Genomic DNA, 18,679 nt, shown 5'->3' with positions numbered 1-18,679 from the left:
AAATTTGTGAGATTCGGTTAGTCTGTGAAATCCGCGTTTAGAATTTGAAGTTGTAGGTGACGGCTGGAATAACTGGAAACAACGATACCTGCCGGGCGCGGAAGCCCGTTACGGGGGCATCATCATCGGCCCGCACCTGATCGAAATACACGAAATAGGGGTTGCGGCGGTTGTAGGCGTTGTAGATGCTGAAAGTCAAATCCGACTCGTTGAACCAGCGGTTGGGTTTCAGCTTCCAGACCAGCCCCAAATCCAGGCGGTTGTAGGCGGCCATGCGGTAGGAGTTCCGGTCAGGGTAAACGGGCACGGCCTCCAACTCGCCCCCGAAAACGTCCTGCACCGCAAAGCGGCCCGCGGGCAAGGTGGTGGGGTTGCCGGAGGTGAACACAAACGAGCCGGTTAGGTTGAGGCGCTCAGTGAGTTGGTGCAGCACTACCACCGTCAGGTTGTGGCGCCGGTCGTAGTTGGGGTAAAACTCGGCGCCGTTGTTGATGCCGCTGGTTTCGCGTTGGGGTGGAAACCGCCGTTTGCTCCAGGCCAGTGTGTAGCCAATCCAGCCGGTAGTGCGGCCGGTTTTCTTTTCCAAGTAGATTTCGTTGCCGTACGCCCAGCCTTTGCCGAACAGAAATTCCGAGTCTAGGTCGGGGTTCACGAACAGCTGCGCGCCGTCCTTGAAATCCACCTGATTCTGGCTCCACTTGTAGTACACCTCGTTGCTGAGCAGGTACTTACCATCACCGAGTAGAAAGCTAACGCCGGTAGCTACCTGTTGCGAGCGTTGCGGCTTCACCGACAACCGAGAGGGGTACCAGATGTCAGTAGGCAAGGTGGCGCCGGAGTTCGTGACGAGGTGCACGTACTGGTACATGAGGGCGTAGCTGGCCTTAAGCGAGGTTTTGGGCGTGAGTGAGTAGCGGGCCGCGCCGCGTGGCTCTAGGCCGCCGTAGGTGTTGGAACCGCTCTGGAAACCCGTCAGGCGCAGGCCGTATTCCAGCTGCCACTTGTCGGAGGGCTTGAAGTTGTCGGAGGCGTACAGGGCGGCGTCCTGGCCCCGGTACTCTATGTCCGAGCCGATGTTGAAGCGGCCATCGGAAGCGCCGGCTTGCAGGCGGCCTACCCCGAAGCGGTGCGTGGTAGCCTGAGCGCCAAACCGTAGAGTGTGTTTGGTGTTGGGCGTGTAATCCAGGTCGGTGCGGATGGAATAGTCGCGGATGTTGGAGCCCAGGTTGAAGCTGAACTGGTCGAGCTTGTTGGTTACCGCGTACTGGTAATCGGTGGCCGATACGGTGGTGTTAAGAAACAGCCGCTTGTTGAACACGTGGCTCCAGCGCGCCGCGCCCACCGTGTTGCCCCAGGTGAAGCTGAAATCGAAGCCACCCTGCGAACCAAATTTAAAGGCGTCACGCCCGTAATAACCACTCAGAAAAATCTGGTCTTTGGGGCCGAGGGTGTAGTTGGCTTTGGCGTTGAAATCGTAGAAGTAATAGTCCGGAATGGGGTTATAATCGGGGTCGTCGTCGTTGAGCTTGTTGATTTGGCGCGTAAATACATCGAAGTAGGTTCGGCGCCCCGACAAGATAAACGAGCCTTTGGCCGGCCCTCCTTCTTTGTCTTTCACAAGGGGCCCTTCCACCGTAAGGCGCGACGAAATCAGCCCCAGTCCGCCACTTACGCCAATCTTTTCTTTGCTGCCCTCGCGCAGCTTCACGTCAATCACCGACGACAGCCGCCCGCCGTACTGCGCCGGAAAACCGCCTTTATAGAGGTCCACGCTTTGCACCGCGTCGGGGTTGAACACCGAAAACAGCCCGAACAAGTGGCTGGGATTGTACACCAAAGCATCATCCACCAGCACCAAGTTCTGGTCACTGGAGCCGCCGCGCACAAACAAGCCGCTGGTGCCTTCGCCGCCGTTTTGCACGCCGGGCTTAAGTTGCAGCGTTTTCAGAATGTCCACTTCGCCAAACAAGGCCGGCAACAGCTTGGCCTCTTTAGCGGTGAGGCGCTCGGTGCTCATCTGCGGGGTTTGCAGCTTCTGCTCCAGCGTGCCCGCGCCTTCCACCACCACTTCGCCCAGGGTATTGCTGGATTCGGCCAGCGCAAACGACACCTTCTGGTCGCGCGTCAGGTTCAGCTCCCGCGTTTGGTTGAGGTAGCCGATAAACGAAACCACCACCTGATACTTGCCCGCTGGTAAGTCCAGCGAGTAAAAACCTGCCGCATCCGTCGTGACGCCAGCACCCAGCGCCGGCACCGTAACTGAGGCACCAGGCAGCACTTCCCGGTTGTTGGCAGCCCGTACGTAGCCGCTAAGCGTGTACTTGAGGGCCGACTGTGCCGCGGCCGGCAGGCTAGGGATAATCAGAAAAAAGCTAAAAACAAGCAGTAGAAACGTGTTGCGCATCCGGGAAGGGTAAGTGCCAATGGTAGCAAAGGTAGGCCACGTTCACGCTAACGCCGGGCTTCGCCGGATTAGTTTGCGGGCACCCAACCTTCCTAAGCAGAGCTGTTTACCCTAGAAAAGGTTGTACTGCCTGTGTAAGCTGAGTCCCCGGTACCACACCCGACTGCCGCCATACGGGTTGGCCTTTGTGAAACAAAATGAGGGTAGGAATGCCCTGCACCCGGAATTGCTGCGCCACGGCCTGGTTGCGGTCCACGTCAATCTTGATGACTTTGAGCTTGCCTTGGTGCTGCGCCGCTACCTGCTCCAAGATAGGCGCCATCGTCTTGCAAGGGCCACACCAATCGGCATAAAAATCAACCAATACGGGCATGCCGGGGCTATTGATGAGTTCGGAAAATGATTTCTTAGGCATTGGAACAAGGAGTGAAGTAAGAAGCAGAACAGCCGAGGCGCCGCCGTCGGTATAGATGATACGCAACTGGCCGCCCGGCGTTTGTCGGGCACAAAAAAGCCTGGTGCGTGAGCACCAGGCTTTTCGAGAGGAAAGTAAACAGCGGCTACTTTTTTTCCACTACGGTTACGTCGTTGGCAGTTTCGGCAAACGTGAAACGGCCGCCTACTGCTTTCTTGCCGTTCACTTGGCACTCCCAGGTGTAGGCGCCAGGTTGGGCGCGGGCCGCTTCGCCGGTTTCGGACTTGAAATAATCGGGTTCCGACGGTTCGGACGGGAAAATAACATCAACGCCATTCTGGCCAGTAGGTACCTCTTTCACTAGGAAGTACGTCTTACTAGTGCGCGTATTGGTTACTACGAAACGAGCTTTGTAAGTGCCTAAGGAGCCGTATTTATCCATTACTCCCAGCTTCATGTAAGCGTCAGTGGACACCATCCAGGTTTGGGCCTGCGAGGCTACCGGAGCCAGCAGGAGCAGGCCCAACACTAGCCCGGCCGGCCGCAGAATAGAAAGAATACGAGAGGAAAAAACAGGAGTAGAAATTCCCATGAGTGAGGTAATAAAGTAAGAAGGCAACAAAAGGACGGAAAAGTTAAAAAAACAGCTTTACTACTGTTATATCATTCGAAACCAACCCAATATAGGAGCATTTCCACCTGACTTCACGACGTTGATAGTTATTTTTTTGTTGGTAAAAGGCGAACCTCCGACCTATTGCCAGGGTTTTTCAGGGGACCATTCCGTATTCATCTATGGCTCGTCGCCGCATCTTTTCACCTGACCCGAGCTCAGCTTTGGACGCAACAAAAGCAACCGAAAATTGCTGTGCTTTGTGCGAGCGGGAAGTGCAGCATACCTCGCGCCACCATCTGATACCGCGTGAGGAAGGCGGCCGGCATGGTCCTACCGCCGACCTATGCCAGCCCTGCCACAGCAGCATTCATTTGCTGCTCGACAACAAAGAGCTGGCCCGCCAGTACCACACCATTGAGGCCCTGCGCACCGCCGAGAAGCTCCAGAAATACCTGCATTGGATCCGGCGCAGCCGCGTCGAGCGGATTTCCAACCGGCGCGGAAAATAGTGGACCGACGGGGTAGTGAAATAGTGAGTTTGTCTTTCTATTTGCTGCTTTAGCGCGAGTTGCGCCGCTGGCACAGCAACATCACCACTTTCCTATTTCACTTTTGAGGTACTTTGTTCCGTTTCAGCAGCTGCGGCAGCAGCCTACCATTGTGGTAGACAGCGTAGGTTTGGGGGCCGCCCTCACGCTAGCTCACTGGCGCGGGGCTGCCACACCCGACGCATTGCGCGATGATACCAGCGCTGGCTCGGTGCTCCGCGCCCTGCATCACCCCGAAACACCTGGCCTAGATGCCGATGCCGTTACGGCCAACCATTTCGATGTAGATGGCTTTGTGGGCGTGTGGAGCTTGCTGAACCCGGCCCTAGCCCTCCGCCACGAACACCTGCTCCGCCTGGCCGCCACCCTCGGCGACTTCCGGGAACTGGATTTCCAGGACCCGCTAGCCGACCACGCGCTACGGCTGGTATGCTGGCTGAACGCCCGCGAAAAAGAGCTGTTCTATGAGCCGTTTGGGGCACCCGCCCTGCGCCGCCGCGAAGACGAGGCTTCCGCTGAAAAGTTCGAGTGGTTTCTGCCGCGCTTCCAGCAACTCCTGGAAACCCCCGAAACCGACCGGGCTGTGTGGCAGCCGGAGTACGAGCGGGTGCAGCAAGCCGTGGCAACCATGCAAACTGCCGCCAGTTGCACCACTTACCCCGAAATTGGCTTAACCGTGGTACGCGCCCCCGAGCCGCTGCCGTACTACGCGCTATTTGGGAGCACCGCCGGCTCTGATATAGTGCTCAGCATCTACAGCGGCCAGCGCTACGAATTCGAGTATAAATACACCACTTGGATAGACCTGGAAAGCCGCCCCACGCTGCCGCGCCTGCCCCTCAACGACCTGGCCGTTCAACTTAATGCCCTAGAACAAGCCCCGCACCGTTGGACTTTTGATGGTGTCACCGACACTGGCCCGCTGTTGCGCCTAGATGCCAAGAGCCTCAGCAAAGCCCAGCGCTACGCCGACCCCGACCAACGCCCTATCCACGCCTCCACTATTTTGCCGGAAGAAATGGAACAATTGGTTGTAGCTTTTTTCAAGCAGAAATACGCTGGCATAGCGCCGAAATGCTACTGGACTTGGCCGGAAATCAAAGCCGCCGGCACAGACCTCACCACCTAGCTTGAAAAGCTGCGCGCTGCTGTACTGAGGCATGCAAGTAGTGCGTGAAAGAGGCCGTCCTGCTGAGCGCAGCCGAAGCAGGATGGCCAGATGGTGGGAGGAAAAAGCTAACAGTTCTCTTTATTACACTTCCACCCCGAAGCCAATAACCTGCAACGAGCTGACGCCGCCAGCGCCTTTGCGGACGTTGATTTGGGTGGTGACCCGCTCTTTCAGCGCCTCCACGTGGGAGATGATACCGATGGTTTTGCCGGTGCCTTGCAGCATTTCCAGCGCCGAAAGAGCCACGTCCAGCGTGTCGGGGTCGAGGGTGCCGAAGCCTTCGTCGATGAAGAGCGTGTCAATCTGGGTGCGGCGGCTGGCCAGCTCCGATAAGCCCAGCGCCAGCGCCAAACTCACCAGAAAACTCTCGCCGCCCGACAACGAATTCATGCTGCGCGAACTACCGCCTTGGTACTCGTCCACGATGAGTAGGTCGAGGTGCTCGTCGGGGTTGCGTAGGATGCGGTACCGGTCGGTGAGGCGGTGCAGGTGGCGGTTGGCGAGGTCGGTGAGGCGGGCCAGGGTCAGGCCTTGGGCGAATTCGCTGAACTTCTTGCCGTCGGCCGAGCCAATTACGTCGGCCAACTGGCGCCAGCGGTAGGCTTCCTGCTGCTGCGCTACCAGCTGTTCGGCTAAGGCGGCGTGGCGTTCCTGGCCGCTGCGGTGGTCGTGGAGGCGCTGCTGCCGCTGGCCGAGCTGCTGGTTGAGGTTGGCAAGCTGCTGGTTGTTGGCTTCCAGCTGATGATTTATCGACTCGGTGGGCTCTTGGGTGAGGGCGCGTGCCTGTTCCTGCTGAAGCTGTTGGGCGACGTCGGTGAGGGTTTGCTGCGTAATGGCCAGCGCCTGCTCGTGCCGCTGGAGCTGGTCGGCGAGGCGGCGCACTTCTGAGTCGGGGAGGAGCAGGGCCGTGAGGGCGGCCGGGTCGGGGGCGAGGCCGGCGGTGGTGAGGGCCGCCGTGAGGCTGGCGTATTGCTGCTCCCGAAGCTGCTGCTGCTGTTCGGCGTCCTGTTCGCGCTGGGTTAGCTGGGTGCCCGCCAGCACCAGGGCCGTTTCGTGTTGCTGAAGCGTGTGCTCGGCTTGTTGCCGCTGGGTTTCAGTGCGCCGTACCGCGTCTTCCAGTTGCTGCCGAGCCTTCGCTACATCGGTTCCGGCAAACAGGTGCTGCCGCTGCTGCCGTTGCGCCTGAATGGCGGCGTGCTGCTCCATTAGGGTTTGCTTACGGGCCCGCAGCCAGATGTCCAACTCGGCTTTCTGGCGCTCGGCTTCGTGGGCGGTTACGCTGATGCCGCTCAACTCATTTTCAGCCTTGGCACGTTCCTGCTGCTTGGTGGTGAACTCCAGAATGCGCTGGCGAGCTTGCTCCATCAGGGCCCGGCCGTTTTCCTCAGTAAACGTCAGCCCGAAGTTTTCCAGTTGGCTTTGAATCATCTGGCGGGCGGCGGGGCTGCGTTCCTCGGCATCGGCTAGCTCTTGCTCAAACGCCGCTACCATCTGCGCGTACTCTTGCTGCTGCTGAGCGGCGGCTTCCTGCTGGCTACTGGCCTGCGCAAGGTGCTGCTGGGCCAGGGCGTGCTGGTCGCGCAAGTCCTTCAGGTGCTGCACCAGCGCCCGTACTTCCTCGGCCGCGGCCTTTTCTCCTGCTTCGGGTAGCAGCTGAATGGTATCAGGGGTGGTATCAACGGGCTGAGAGCTGGCCTCTTCCAGCATCGTGACGTAGGTATTCAGGCGGTTGAAGCGGGTGCCCAGCGCCCTCACCTTCTGGCTCAACTCTTCTTCCCGCTGCCGGTCGTGCTGAAACGAATCTTCACTCACACCCAATACCCCCGCTACGTACGGGTGCTCGGTGGCGCCGCACACGGGGCAGGGCTGGCCTACTTCCAGCAGCTGCCGCGTATCGGTGTGCGACAAAATCAACTGCTGCATCTGGAGGCTGCGGCGCAGGTCGTCCCAGTGCTGCTGCTGGGTTTCCTGCTCGCGTACCAGCCCACCTACGTGGTAGCGGAGCCGTTGCAGCCAGCCGGCACGTTCATCGGCCGCCGTTGCCTGCCGGGTAGCCAGCGCCTGAAGCTGGCGGGCAGCCTCGGCAGCTACTTGCTGCTGGCGGCTGGTGGCTGCAGTAGCCTGCTGCTGGCGTTGGCGCGCTTCGTGCAGGCGCTGGCGCAACTGGCCCAGCTCGGCCTTCAGGTGTTCCCAGTGTTGCAGATTAGCCGACAGGTCGGGCAAGGTTTCGCTTAGCTCACTTACGTGGGCGTTCAGCTCCAGCCACTTGGTTAGGTCGCGCACTTGCTCGCGGAGGGCGCGGGTGCGGGTGCTGGCTTGCTCGGCCTTTGCCTTTAGCGCTTTGCAAAGCTCATTTTTCTCTTCGTATTCCTCTTTGGCGGCTTGCAGCAGCTTGTCGGCTTCTCGCATGAGGCCATCCAGTTGCTCGGCTTCGCGTAGTTTCGGTTCCTGCTCTTGGCGGGCGGTGGTGGCTGCTTCGTGGGCCTGCTGAGTGGCAATGCGGGCCGCGGCAGCCGTGTCGCGGAGCTGCTGTAAGCGCGGAAGCTGCTGCCGGAACTGGCTCACTTCCTGGTGCAGGCGACTGATGTGTTGGTCGGCTTGCCGGAGCAGAGCCCAATCGGTGGCGAAGGGCGCGGCCTGGGTGTGCAGGTCGAGGCGCTGGCGGAGAGGCGTGAGGGTAGCAGTTTGGGCGGCTAGCTGCACTTGCCGGGCCTGGCTTTCCTGCTGGCGCGTGCGCAGCTCCTGGAGGTGCCGCAGCCACGTTTGCGCTTCTTGCAGCTTGTGCTGAGTGGCGTTGGTGGCGGTTAATTGCTGCTGTAAGTCCTGAATTTCTGTTTCCAGAAACGTTACTTCTTCGGGCGAAAGCAACACCACGCCCGCTAGGCCGGTGCGCAAGGCATCCACTTGCTGCGCCTCCTGCTTGGCTTTCTCGAAGGCCGCCCGCGAGATGTCGGAATACTTTTTGGTGTCGGTAATCTTTTCCAGGAGTTGAGCCCGCTCGCCGGCCGTCGATTTCAGGAAGCGGGTAAACTCGCCTTGGGCCAGCATCACCGAGCGCAGAAACTGCCGATATTCCAGCCCGCTCAACTCGGCCACCCGCAGCGGCACCTTCGACTTATAGGTTTCCACGAACGGCCAAGTTTCTGCGCCATCGTCGGCCACTTGCCGCTCGCTTAGCTCCATGCGCGGGTCTTGGAGCTTGCCCTCGGGGCGCTTACGGGCACGGTATTGACCCCATTTTGAACGGTATTGCTGGCCGTTCACTTCAAACTCCACTTCGGCCCAACTCTCCCCAGTGCCGTGGCTCATCACCTGCTCGGGGCTGGTGGTTTCGTGGCGCGGTACCTGGCCGTAGAGCGCCAGCGTAATGGCGTCGAGGATGGTGGTTTTGCCCGCGCCGGTGGCGCCGGTAATGGCAAACAAGCCCGCGTCCGAGAGCGGGGCTAAGCTGAAATCCACGGTATGCTCGCCGCGCAGGGAGTTGAGGTTGAAGAAACGGACGCGGAGAATTTTCATGCGGGCAAGTAAGCGGAAGGAAAGCGCAAAGGTAAAAAGTAGCGTCGGAGCTTAGGCTACAACTAGTACCTAGTATGTATGCTAAGCAAGTAGCGCGCAAATCTGTTCCGCGACGAGCAAAGGGAGTTCCTAAGTGTTGGCGCACCACCCAATACCCGCTCTGCTCGTCGCGGAACAGATTTGCGCGCCACTCGCTCCGGAATTTCGCTTTACTTGCAGCCGCTTCTCTAACTGCCACTTGTATGTCCCGACTGCTTCTTGCCCTCCTGACGCTGTTATCCTTCACCGCCTCCGCCCAGGTTCCCCGCGACCTAGCGGCGCTGGTGAACCCGCTGATGGGCACCGATTCCAAGCCTAGCCTCTCCAATGGTAACACCTACCCGGCCATTGCGCGGCCCTGGGGCATGAACTTCTGGCTGCCGCAAACCGGCAAAATGGGCAGCGGCTGGGCCTATCAGTACGCCGCCGACAAGCTAAACGGCTTCAAGCAGACCCACCAACCCTCGCCGTGGATGAACGACTACGGGCAGTTCAGTATCATGCCTATCACCGGCAAGCTGCGCTTCGAGGAGGAACAACGGGCCAGTTGGTTTTCGCACAAAGCCGAGGAAGTTACGCCCTACTACTACCGCGTTTATCTCGCCGACCACGACGTAACCACCGAACTGACGCCTACCGAACGCGCCGCTCGTTTCCGCTTCACATTCCCGCAAACCGACAGCGCCTACGTGGTACTCGACGCCCTCGATAAAGGCTCGCACGTGCAGATGTTACCCAAGCAGCGGCGCATCATCGGGTACACCACCCGCAACAGCGGCGGCGTACCGCAGAACTTCAAAAACTACTTCATTCTTGAGTTCGACCATGATTTCCTGAGTACCACCATCTACCAGGACAAGGTGCTGGATAGTAAGTTGCTGGAAGCCACTGCCAACCATACCGGGGCTGTGGTCGGTTTCAAAACCCGTAAGGGCGAGCAGGTGCAGGTGCGTGTGGCTTCGTCGTTCATCAGTCCCGAGCAGGCCGAGCGCAACCTAGGTGAAATCGGGCAAGATGATTTCAATACGGTAAAAGAGAAAGGCCGCGCCGCCTGGAACGAGCAGCTGGGCCGCGTGCAGGTGGAAGGCGGGACCGACGCGCAGCAGCGCACGTTTTATTCGTGTTTGTACCGCTCGTTGTTGTTTCCGCGCAAGTTTTACGAGCTGGATGCTCAGGGCAAGCCCGTTCACTACTCGCCTTACAACGGGCAGGTGCTGCCCGGTTTTATGTACACCGATACCGGTTTCTGGGACACGTTCCGTTGCCTGTTTCCCTTCCTGAATTTGGTGTATCCTGATGTGAACAGCCAGATTCAGGCGGGCCTCGTGAACACCTACAAAGAAGGTGGATGGCTGCCCGAGTGGGCCAGCCCCGGCTACCGCGACGTGATGGTGGGCAACAACTCGGCCTCGGTGGTGGCCGATGCTTACCTGAAAGGCGTGCGTGGCTACGATATCAACGCGCTGTATGAGGCCATGCTGAAAGGCGCCAACGCGCAAGGCCCCCTGGAAGCTGTGGGCCGGGCCGGCGCCAGCTACTACAACAAGCTCGGCTACGTGCCCTACGACGTGAAGCTCAACGAAAACGCCGCCCGCACCCTCGAATACGCCTACGACGACTTCGCCATTGCCCAACTCGGGCAGGCGCTGGGCCGCCCCAAAAAGGAGGTGGCGCTCTACTACAAGCGCAGCCAGAACTACCGCAACCTCTTCGACAAGCAAACCAACCTGATGCGCGGCCGCAATCAAAACGGCACGTTTCAGGCGCCCTTCAACCCATTCAAGTGGGGCGATGCCTTCACCGAAGGCAACAGCTGGCACTACACTTGGTCGGTGTTTCATGATGTACACGGGCTGATGACGCTCATGGGCGGCCCTAAACCCTTCGTGGCGGCTCTGGATACGGTATTTACTTTGGCCCCGGTGTTCGATGCCTCGTACTACGGCTCGGTGATTCACGAAATCCGGGAGATGCAGATTGCCAACATGGGCAACTACGCCCACGGCAACCAGCCCATTCAGCACATGGTGTACCTCTACGCCTACGCCGGCCAGCCCTGGAAAACGCAGTACTGGACCCGCGAAGTGCTCAACCGCCTCTACCTGCCCACCCCCGACGGCTACTGCGGCGACGAAGACAACGGCCAGACCTCGGCTTGGTACGTATTCTCGGCCCTGGGTTTCTACCCCGTCTGCCCCGCCACTGACCAGTACGTGCTAGGCGCGCCGCTCTTCCCCAAGGCCACGCTGCACCTACCCAACGGCAAAACCATATCCCTCAACGCCCCCAACAACAGCGCCAGCAACCGCTACGTGCAAACCCTGCGCCTCAACAGCCAGCCCTACACCCGCAACTACCTCAGCCACGCCGCCTTGCTGCAAGGCGCCACCATCTATTTCGACATGGCCGACAAGCCGAACGTCAGCCGTGGTGTTGGTACTGATGATGCGCCGTATTCGTTTTCAAGGAGCAAGAAGTAGCGGGATTCAACTGTATAAACCGTCCAATTAGCCTGCTCATCAATCATGATGAGCAGGCTTTTTAAATAAGTAATAGCTGGTGCTAGCGGCTCACCAAATCAAACACCTCCCCATTCGTTAGCTCATACCGAATCAGGCCATCCTGCTTATCCCAGAAAAAAGCCTGCAGTTGCCCACCACCATAGATGGTGGCATTCTGGCCCTGCCGAAAAACGTAGGCCGCCGGGTAGGTCTTGCCGGTGGTAGTGAGGGTGCAGGCTTGCCGCTGTAGTTTGGAAAGAATCTCCCCCTCTTTAGAAGCGGTAAGACAATCCAGGCCCGCCACGCTGAAGGACAAATCGGCGGGGCGCTCGGGGTTGTTTTTGCGCAGGTTTACCACAAAGTCCCGGTTCTTGTCGTTGTAAGTGGAGCTGGGGCGCAGCACAATCTGGGAGAAAATGGGCTGAAACTTGCCTGACTCCATCCAGTTACAGTCAGTGTTGGTATGCCACTCCTGCGGCTTCATGACCGTGGCCGTGTTGGTATTGCCCCGGTTGCTACGGAAAACGACCTGCTGGCCCTCCGTATAGGAGCCAAGCCAGGCACGTTCTTCGGGCAGCAGCTCCACTTCCTGGCAGGTGATGCATCCCGTGAGCAGAAGAGTGAGGGAGGAAAGCAGCTTTTTCATGAGTAGTGTAGGCTGATGACAAGCCCATATACGCATCACGCCTACCGATGGGCTTATGGGCCGGTGGCTAGTAGGGACTTATGGAGAAGCCGGCGTTTAGGAAATTCCAAGAAGCCCTACCTTGCTAGCTTCCAAGCTCAAGTTGAAACTACTGCCGCGCTAAACTGATAGCTGAAACCTTGTAAATGCTTGAGTGTATGAAGCGGACTATTGGAACAGCAATGCTAATAGCTATTATCAGTAACTGGAATGCTGAGATGTCAGCAGCTATTTACTTACCTAGACAATATCAACAGAGTAGTTGTCAAGACAAATGGCAGTATCCTGTTAGTCGTGATGATATAAAGGGTAAAGTTGTTTTCCACAAGACGACTAACGAGCTGTGCGGACTAGTGCCAACTGCCTCCGTCACTTTGGTCAAAACAACGGAAAATGATACAATAAGGGTACTAGAGTTGTGTAACATTGACAAGAAATTTACTAGTGGGGAATTGGTAGTGATACATCCGAGCACGAAGGCTGGAATGGATAATGTTTATACACCTCTTGATCCAAGAGCCTGCTCACTCATGCGGACTTACTTTGGAGTGATTGAATCTATCGTGAAGCGGTAAAGCAACTGAGGAATAGATAACAATAGAAAGAGGCTCTTTCCTACCTTGCCAGCTTCAACGCCACCCCCGAAGCTGATGAAACTACTGCCGCTTGCCGCGCTGCTTTTCGCCGCCGTACCAACCTTTGCCCAGAAAGCCAAAACCACCGAAAACCTCGTGCAATACGCCAAGCCGCTGGTGGGTACGGCCCGGATGGGGCACACGTATCCGGGGGCCACGGTGCCCTTCGGCATGGTGCAACTCTCGCCCGATACCGACACGCTCAGCTACGAGCTGAACGGCAAGTACAACCCCAAAATGTACGAGTACTGCGCCGGCTACCAGTACGCCGATAAAACCATTGTCGGTTTCTCGCACACTCACTTCAGCGGCACCGGCCACTCCGATTTGGGCGACTTTCTGGTGATGTCCACTACAGGCCCGCTCCAGATGAACCCCGGCACCGCCGACCAGCCGGAGCGAGGCTACCGCTCGAAGTATTCGCACCAGAACGAGGTAGCGGAGCCAGCCTACTACCGCGTCAAGCTCGACGACCACAACATTCTGGCCGAGCTGACGGCCTCCAACCGCGTGGGAATGCACCAGTACACCTTCCCGCAGTCCGAGCAGGCGCACATCATTCTCGACCTTACGGCCGGCATCTACAACTACCCCGATAAGAACGTTTGGACCTTTGTGCGGGTGGAAAACGACACGCTCGTGACCGGCTACCGCCAAACCCACGGCTGGGCGCGCACCCGCACCGAGTACTTCGCCATGAGCTTCTCGAAGCCGTTTGCCAGCTACGGCAGCCGCAACCTCTCCAAGAAGCAGGTGTACCGGGGCTTCTGGGGCCGCTTCGATCAAACCAAGAACTTCCCCGAGCTGGCCGGCGAGCAGCTGCGGTTGTTCTTCGATTTCAAGACGACGGCAGGGGAGAAGGTGAAGGTGAAAATGGCGTTGTCGGGCGTGAGCACCGAGGGCGCGCTGCGCAACATGCGGGCGGAAATTCCAGGTTGGGACTTTGAGGCGGTGAAACGCGCGGGGCAAGCACTGTGGCAGCAGGAGCTAAGCAAAGTGGTGATTGAGTCGCCGAAGCGGACCGACAAGGAGAATTTCTACACGGCCATGTACCACGCCGCCCTCAGCCCCACCACCTACATGGACGTAGACGGCCAGTACCGCGGCCTCGACCAGAACATTCATAAGGCCGAGGGCTTCACCAACTACACGTCGTTTTCGCTCTGGGACACCTACCGCGCCCTGCATCCGCTCTACAACCTGCTGCAACCCAAGCGCAACGCCGATATGGTGCAATCCATGCTGGCCCACTTCGACCAGAGCACCATGCACATGCTGCCCATCTGGAGCCACTACGCCAACGAAAACTGGTGCATGATTGGCTACCATTCGGTGCCCGTAATAGTGGATGCCGTGCTCAAAGGTGTGGTGCCCGCCGACCAGGCCCAACGCGCCCTCGACGCCTGCGTCACCACCGCCCACCAGCAGCGCTACGACGGCATCGGCCTCTACGAGCAGCTCGGCTACGTACCCGAAGACAAAAGCGGCGCGTCCGTTTCCAAAACGCTAGAATATGCCTACGACGATTGGTGCATTGCGCAGTTGGCCAAGAAATTGGGCAAAACCGACATCGAAGCGGAATTTAGCAAGCGCGCCCAGAACTGGCAGAACGTGTACGACCAGCGCATCAACTTCATGCGCCCGCGCCTCGCCGATGGCAGCTTCCGCCCGCGCTTCGACGTGCTGAGCACCAACGACCAAGGCTTCATTGAGGGTAACGCCTGGAACTACAGCCTCTACGTGCCCCAAGACCCGGCGGCGCTCATCGCCAAAATGGGCGGCGAAAAGAAGTTTCTGCCCCACCTGGATTCGTTGTTCACCATGCACCTGCCCGACAAGTTCTTCGCCGAAACCGAGGACATCACCCGCGACGGTATCATCGGCAACTACGTGCACGGCAACGAGCCCGCCCACCACGTGGCCTACCTCTACAACTGGACCAGTCAGCCCTACAAAACCCAGGCCCGCATCCGCATGATTCTGCCCAAGATGTACCGCCCCACCCCCGACGGCCTCGGCGGCAACGATGACTGCGGGCAGATGTCGGCGTGGTACATCTTCTCGTCGCTGGGTTTCTACCCCGTGGCCCCCGGCTCCCCGGAATACGCCCTCGGCAGCCCCGCCGTCCACGGGGCCACGCTGAATCTGGAAAATGGCAACACCTTCCGCATCACCGTCAAAAACCAGAGCGACAAAAACGTTTACGTGAAAGAAGTGCGCCTCAACGGCCAGAAACTCACCCGCCCGTTTTTGCAGTATGCCGATGTGGTGAAGGGTGGGGAGTTGGTGTTTACAATGGCGGGGAAGCCGTGAGAAGTTAAACAGCTAACGTATAGTATATGAATACCCTTGACGAATTATCCTCTCAAGAGGAAAAGATTTACGAAGTAGTGGAAAGTCTGAAAGGTACAATGGAAGCCAAGGAGCAATGGCTTGATGAAGCAGGAGTATTTAACCAATATGCTACTCTGCACAGAAAATACCTTGAGCTATTAAAGCAAACAAAAGATGCTAGCACCCAGCTAGAAACGCTGAAGCGTTTGGTATTTATAAATTGGTATATGCTGACTGAACCTGCCGTATTTACAGGAATCAATGAGCTTGATCATGCTGTGATAGTGGCTTCTTATCAATGGTTAAATCAATATATTATTGAAGAAAAACTTGATAAAGAATTTTACTGGATGTTGTCTTACTATTCTTGCTGGGACTACGCTATTCTTATGTTTTCGGAGCCTGATATGGTAGCATTAACCGATTTTGTTAAATCCGTTGACACTGATGTATTACATGTGCCTAAAAAACAGCTGCCAGTAGGAATAATGAATAGCAGAGGCCAAATGGGACACTATTGGAAAAGCTGTTCAGTTGAAATAGAATGATGGCTTACTTTATAATCATGACCCAAGCCGATGTCCTCCAACGCTGCCAATAGGACGACCTGGACATGGCCACGCTGACCGTGGAATCTGCCTTGTTCGGGTAGCCGGTGGAAGTACGCTTCTTGCCTGACTTCGATTCCGGCCGCGTTATTACCGACCGGATGGTGGTGGCCCTCAACGACTTCCTGGCCCTGACCCCGGCCGAGCTGCCTACCATCAAACAGTACCTGTGGGAAGACTGCCTGCGCGACTTCGAGAAAATCGACTATGGCGTGGCGGCCGAAGCAGGCTAAACCTACCTACAAATCAATCAGCGCGAATTTGGCATCTATAACGCTGATGAAGCCTATGCCAAAAGCAACTTGGTGCGCCTATCGGTGCCTGATGAGCCGGTACTGCGCCACCGCTATGCGGCCATCGACTTCGAGCCGGAATGAGCCAGCTACGGGTGCAGCATCATCATGCAAAATGGCCGCCTTATTGCCGGGTATTCCAACGACTGGTACATGAGTAAGTACGAGGACGAGCCCGTGTAGCTTAGCGGAAGTTTCGGCATAGAGTCTGCCTTTCCTCCGCTATAATTCAGAACGCCCTTCCTCTGGCTAAGCCGAAGGAAGGGCGTTTCCAAATAGAGTCAGCCGGTGAGCTTACTCGTTGATAAAGCTGGGGGTGCTGGCGCCTTTGTTTTTGTTGCGGTTGTAGAGGTAGGCCGCACCGGCTGCCAGCAAGGCGCCGCCCATTAGCTTGCGGTTGAACCCGCCAGAACGAGGAGCGGTGCCGTAGGACTCAGACGAGGTGTCCACGGATTTTCTGTTCCCAAATAAACCTGAAATCAAGCCGCCCAGCGTACCGCTGGGGCTATCTGAACCAAATATACCCATGAGTGACAAAGAAAAAAGGTGATGCCTTTTTAACGTAGTTCAGCTTCGTAAGGTTAAGGTCCTGTTGTTTGAGGGGCTTGCAACTTTCCGGCTAGAGGCAACTAGCGCCGCAAGCTTCCCTAGTAGCAGGCGTGGCCCGTCAGTGAACAGATGAGTTGCTACCCTAGCAAGAGTCGGTTGCCAGCCGTCTGCACCTGGCGAGAGTAGATGGGCCTGCATAGCTGAGTTTTGGTTGTCAAGGACTAAAACGGAATATAGCTGTTATGGCGGGTTAACTATATGATTTATAGTTATTTGTGAGTAATGCTTATTGGGTGTGAAAACCTGTGCTAGTGGGATTTTTATATATATTCATGAAATAATTGTATCCTTTATAAGTGATAGGTGGTATACGGTGTTACTGTTGAGCTTCCGCTTCATTGGAAGCATCTGTTCCACCTTCCCAACCAACACTTAATGAACACTATTTACACAACCGAGTCCGGCACATTTGTGCCCGGAGCTGTTATCAAGCGCATTTCCTGGGGTGCCGTGCTGGCCGGGGCGCTACTAGCCTTGGTTACGCAACTAACGCTGGGTTTGCTAGGCCTGGGCATCGGCCTAAGCTCCGTTGACCCGCTGGAAGAGCAAAACCCCATGAGCGGCTTCGGCATCGGGGCCGCCATCTGGTGGGGCTTGAGCACCTTGGTAGCCTTATACCTGGGCGGGCTGGTAGCGGGCCGCCTGGCTGGTATGCCCCGCCGCACCGACGGCCTGCTGCACGGCCTGATTACCTGGGCGCTGGTTACGCTCCTTACTTTCTACATGCTGAGCACCACCGTGGGCCGCGTTATTAGCGGCGCTACAGGAGTTGCCGGCCGGGCCCTATCCATGGCGGGCCAGGGCGTAGCGGCCGTAGCTCCCGAAGCTGGTGAGGCCATTAAGGGCGAGTTGAAGGAGCGCGGCATTGATGTATCGGACCTGAAGCGGGAAGCCCGCCAGTTGCTGCGTCAAACCGGCAAAGCCGAGCTACAGCCCGAAAATCTGGAGCGCGAAGCCCGCTCAACTGGCCGCGACGCCCAAGCCGAAGCCAAGCAAAGCGCTGCCAACCCACAAGCTGCCGACGACAACTTCGACGATGTAATTGACCGCCTGACCAGCAAAGCCGAGAACATTGGAGATGCCGCCGACCGCGACGCCGCCGTGAACGTAGTGATGCGCCGCAGTGGTAAGAGCCGCGCCGAAGCCGAGCAGATTGTGGACAACTGGATTGCCACGGCCAAGCAGGCGCAGGTGAAGTTCCAGGAAGCCAAACAGCAGGCCGAAGCCAAGGCCCGCGAAGCCGGCGATAAAGCTGCCGCCGGTCTTTCGAAAGCCGCCATCTTTGCTTTCTTCGGGTTGGTACTAGGAGCCGCGGCCGCCGCGTTTGGAGGCCGCCAGGCTGCCCCGCGCAACGAGACTATTGCCACGGCTACCACATACTAATCTGGCTTCACGCATCAACGCCGTATAAACCAACTGAAACCCATCAATTCGAATTAGCTCGATAAGCAGAATAGCCCTGTGGTTGTGCCACTACGCAATTTGTGCCCGGTCAAGGTGTAGAACTTAGTTTCTGCACTTTGACCGGGTTTATTTTGCGTTATAGATGATAGTAAGTCACCTGAAAATAATGCGAGACAGTGCTGTGCTTCCGTGCCGATACAGCTAAATCCGTGCGGGTGAGTACAATGTAGCAGCTAGGTTTTGGCTGAGCGGGGGAGGGGTTACTGCCAAGTTACGTTTTGCTTGATAATTCGGGCGGGAACCCCACCGGCTAGGCAGCCGGCCGGAACGTCTCGAGTAACCACAGCTCCGGCAGCTATAATGGCGCCGTCGCCAATGGTTACGCCCTTCAAAATAGTAACATTCATGCCTATCCAGACGTGGTTGCCGATTTTGATAGGACTGGTTTTTACATGGGGCGAAGAAAGGATGTCGTGGTCGTCGGAGTCTCGTATCGTGACATTCTCTGCAATAGCCACATCCTGCCCGATTTCTATTCTCTGCAAGCAGGTAATACTTGCATTATGATTGATGTAGCCACTGCCCAAAACCAGAGCGGCACCCTCATTGACGTAAATTCTTGCGCCGGAATAAATGGTGAAATTCCCGGATACTTCCAGCGTAGCTTGCTCGGCTAGGGCCAACAGAGCCGAAGCGTAATCTTTCGGCACCCAATAGCAATTCATGGTGAAGTGGGCCGCAACCGCCAGCGTACTGCTGGCTGCTATGTGCAAGGCAGTGTTCCGGTTGATGTAAATAAAGCCCTTGTTTTTGTTCAGAAAATTGGCCTTTAGGGTGTTGAGGACCCCTAATTGCTTACGCTTTTCCCAAATGCAATTAAGTAGATATAGCTTATGCTCTG

14 protein-coding genes and 1 pseudogene are annotated in these 18,679 nt (G+C 57.3%); 8 read left to right on the top strand and 7 right to left on the bottom strand.

The window, feature by feature from the left end; all coding sequences use genetic code 11:
* Nucleotides 1-37 precede the first annotated feature (37 nt).
* The 3 genes from G536_RS0112285 to G536_RS0112275 all read right to left on the bottom strand — a co-directional run bounded on the left by G536_RS0112285 (nucleotide 38) and on the right by G536_RS0112275 (nucleotide 3,411).
* The gene (locus G536_RS0112285) at nucleotides 38-2,404 is read right to left on the bottom strand and encodes a TonB-dependent receptor (RefSeq protein ID WP_022823895.1); all 2,367 of its coding nucleotides are present in this window, start codon (nucleotides 2,402-2,404) and stop codon (nucleotides 38-40) included.
* A 106-nt stretch (nucleotides 2,405-2,510) separates the two neighbouring features.
* Complete coding sequence (gene trxA / locus G536_RS0112280) at nucleotides 2,511-2,819, bottom strand: thioredoxin (RefSeq protein ID WP_022823894.1); 309 nt, start codon at nucleotides 2,817-2,819, stop codon at nucleotides 2,511-2,513.
* Nucleotides 2,820-2,964: 145 nt separating this feature from the next.
* Nucleotides 2,965-3,411: a hypothetical protein gene (locus G536_RS0112275; protein ID WP_022823893.1), complete on the bottom strand. Its 447-nt coding sequence runs from the start codon at nucleotides 3,409-3,411 to the stop codon at nucleotides 2,965-2,967.
* 245 nt (nucleotides 3,412-3,656) lie between these two features.
* On the opposite strand from G536_RS0112275, the gene G536_RS0112270 reads away from it, so the two are divergent.
* Nucleotides 3,657-3,944 carry a hypothetical protein gene (locus G536_RS0112270; protein ID WP_022823892.1) on the top strand — a complete coding sequence of 96 codons (288 nt, stop codon included), beginning with the start codon at nucleotides 3,657-3,659 and terminating at the stop codon, nucleotides 3,942-3,944.
* 103 nt (nucleotides 3,945-4,047) lie between these two features.
* Nucleotides 4,048-5,112 carry a DUF6687 family protein gene (locus G536_RS0112265; RefSeq protein ID WP_022823891.1) on the top strand — a complete coding sequence of 355 codons (1,065 nt, stop codon included), beginning with the start codon at nucleotides 4,048-4,050 and terminating at the stop codon, nucleotides 5,110-5,112.
* A 123-nt stretch (nucleotides 5,113-5,235) separates the two neighbouring features.
* On the opposite strand, the gene G536_RS0112260 is transcribed toward G536_RS0112265, so the two are convergent.
* Nucleotides 5,236-8,670 carry an AAA family ATPase gene (locus tag G536_RS0112260; protein WP_022823890.1) on the bottom strand — a complete coding sequence of 1,145 codons (3,435 nt, stop codon included), beginning with the start codon at nucleotides 8,668-8,670 and terminating at the stop codon, nucleotides 5,236-5,238.
* Between the two features lie 242 nt (nucleotides 8,671-8,912).
* Here G536_RS0112260 and G536_RS0112255 point away from each other — a divergent pair, with 242 nt between their 5' ends.
* The gene (locus G536_RS0112255) at nucleotides 8,913-11,189 is read left to right on the top strand and encodes a GH92 family glycosyl hydrolase (RefSeq protein WP_022823889.1); all 2,277 of its coding nucleotides are present in this window, start codon (nucleotides 8,913-8,915) and stop codon (nucleotides 11,187-11,189) included.
* Nucleotides 11,190-11,271: 82 nt separating this feature from the next.
* On the opposite strand, the gene G536_RS0112250 is transcribed toward G536_RS0112255, so the two are convergent.
* Nucleotides 11,272-11,856, bottom strand: a complete 585-nt coding sequence (locus tag G536_RS0112250; RefSeq protein WP_022823888.1) for a hypothetical protein — start codon at nucleotides 11,854-11,856, stop codon at nucleotides 11,272-11,274.
* Nucleotides 11,857-12,053: 197 nt separating this feature from the next.
* Here G536_RS0112250 and G536_RS0112245 point away from each other — a divergent pair, with 197 nt between their 5' ends.
* The 4 genes from G536_RS0112245 (at nucleotide 12,054) to G536_RS0112230 (ending at nucleotide 15,705) form a co-directional block, all read left to right on the top strand.
* Complete coding sequence (locus G536_RS0112245) at nucleotides 12,054-12,470, top strand: hypothetical protein (protein ID WP_157530600.1); 417 nt, start codon at nucleotides 12,054-12,056, stop codon at nucleotides 12,468-12,470.
* A gap of 75 nt (nucleotides 12,471-12,545) precedes the next feature.
* Complete coding sequence (locus tag G536_RS0112240) at nucleotides 12,546-14,843, top strand: GH92 family glycosyl hydrolase (protein WP_022823886.1); 2,298 nt, start codon at nucleotides 12,546-12,548, stop codon at nucleotides 14,841-14,843.
* 26 nt (nucleotides 14,844-14,869) lie between these two features.
* Nucleotides 14,870-15,412 (top strand): hypothetical protein, encoded by a 543-nt coding sequence (locus tag G536_RS0112235; protein ID WP_022823885.1) that lies wholly within the window; start codon nucleotides 14,870-14,872, stop codon nucleotides 15,410-15,412.
* 107 nt (nucleotides 15,413-15,519) lie between these two features.
* A complete protein-coding gene (locus G536_RS0112230) occupies nucleotides 15,520-15,705 on the top strand; it encodes a hypothetical protein (protein WP_022823884.1) in 186 nt (61 codons plus the stop codon).
* Between the two features lie 354 nt (nucleotides 15,706-16,059).
* On the opposite strand, the gene G536_RS27620 is transcribed toward G536_RS0112230, so the two are convergent.
* Nucleotides 16,060-16,215: a hypothetical protein gene (locus G536_RS27620; RefSeq protein WP_169515087.1), complete on the bottom strand. Its 156-nt coding sequence runs from the start codon at nucleotides 16,213-16,215 to the stop codon at nucleotides 16,060-16,062.
* A gap of 534 nt (nucleotides 16,216-16,749) precedes the next feature.
* Here G536_RS27620 and G536_RS27615 point away from each other — a divergent pair.
* On the top strand, nucleotides 16,750-17,757 hold the full coding sequence (locus G536_RS27615) for a hypothetical protein (RefSeq protein WP_022823882.1): 1,008 nt from the start codon (nucleotides 16,750-16,752) through the stop codon (nucleotides 17,755-17,757).
* A 301-nt stretch (nucleotides 17,758-18,058) separates the two neighbouring features.
* On the opposite strand, the pseudogene G536_RS33060 reads toward G536_RS27615, so the two are convergent.
* Nucleotides 18,059-18,207 (bottom strand): annotated as a pseudogene (locus tag G536_RS33060) (DapH/DapD/GlmU-related protein); the annotation flags it as partial.
* Between the last annotated feature and the right edge of the window lie 472 nt (nucleotides 18,208-18,679).

The sequence above is a fragment of the Hymenobacter norwichensis DSM 15439 genome, from assembly GCF_000420705.1.
Lineage (GTDB): Bacteria > Bacteroidota > Bacteroidia > Cytophagales > Hymenobacteraceae > Hymenobacter > Hymenobacter norwichensis.
The sequence above is the reverse complement of the archived record's forward strand: the minus strand, read 5'-3'. Positions and strand labels throughout refer to the sequence as shown.

Excerpts from the sequence above, each read along its gene's own strand:
- trxA (WP_022823894.1), bottom strand. The coding sequence starts at position 2,819 with ATGCCTAAGAAATCATTTTCCGAACTCATCAATAGCCCCGGCATGCCC.
- G536_RS0112255 (WP_022823889.1), top strand. The coding sequence starts at position 8,913 with ATGTCCCGACTGCTTCTTGCCCTCCTGACGCTGTTATCCTTCACCGCC.
- G536_RS0112245 (WP_157530600.1), top strand. The coding sequence starts at position 12,054 with ATGAAGCGGACTATTGGAACAGCAATGCTAATAGCTATTATCAGTAAC.
- G536_RS0112250 (WP_022823888.1), bottom strand. The coding sequence starts at position 11,856 with ATGAAAAAGCTGCTTTCCTCCCTCACTCTTCTGCTCACGGGATGCATC.
- G536_RS0112275 (WP_022823893.1), bottom strand. The coding sequence starts at position 3,411 with ATGGGAATTTCTACTCCTGTTTTTTCCTCTCGTATTCTTTCTATTCTG.
- G536_RS0112240 (WP_022823886.1), top strand. The coding sequence starts at position 12,546 with ATGAAACTACTGCCGCTTGCCGCGCTGCTTTTCGCCGCCGTACCAACC.
- G536_RS0112235 (WP_022823885.1), top strand. The coding sequence starts at position 14,870 with ATGAATACCCTTGACGAATTATCCTCTCAAGAGGAAAAGATTTACGAA.
- G536_RS27615 (WP_022823882.1), top strand. The coding sequence starts at position 16,750 with ATGAACACTATTTACACAACCGAGTCCGGCACATTTGTGCCCGGAGCT.
- G536_RS0112260 (WP_022823890.1), bottom strand. The coding sequence starts at position 8,670 with ATGAAAATTCTCCGCGTCCGTTTCTTCAACCTCAACTCCCTGCGCGGC.
- G536_RS0112285 (WP_022823895.1), bottom strand. The coding sequence starts at position 2,404 with ATGCGCAACACGTTTCTACTGCTTGTTTTTAGCTTTTTTCTGATTATC.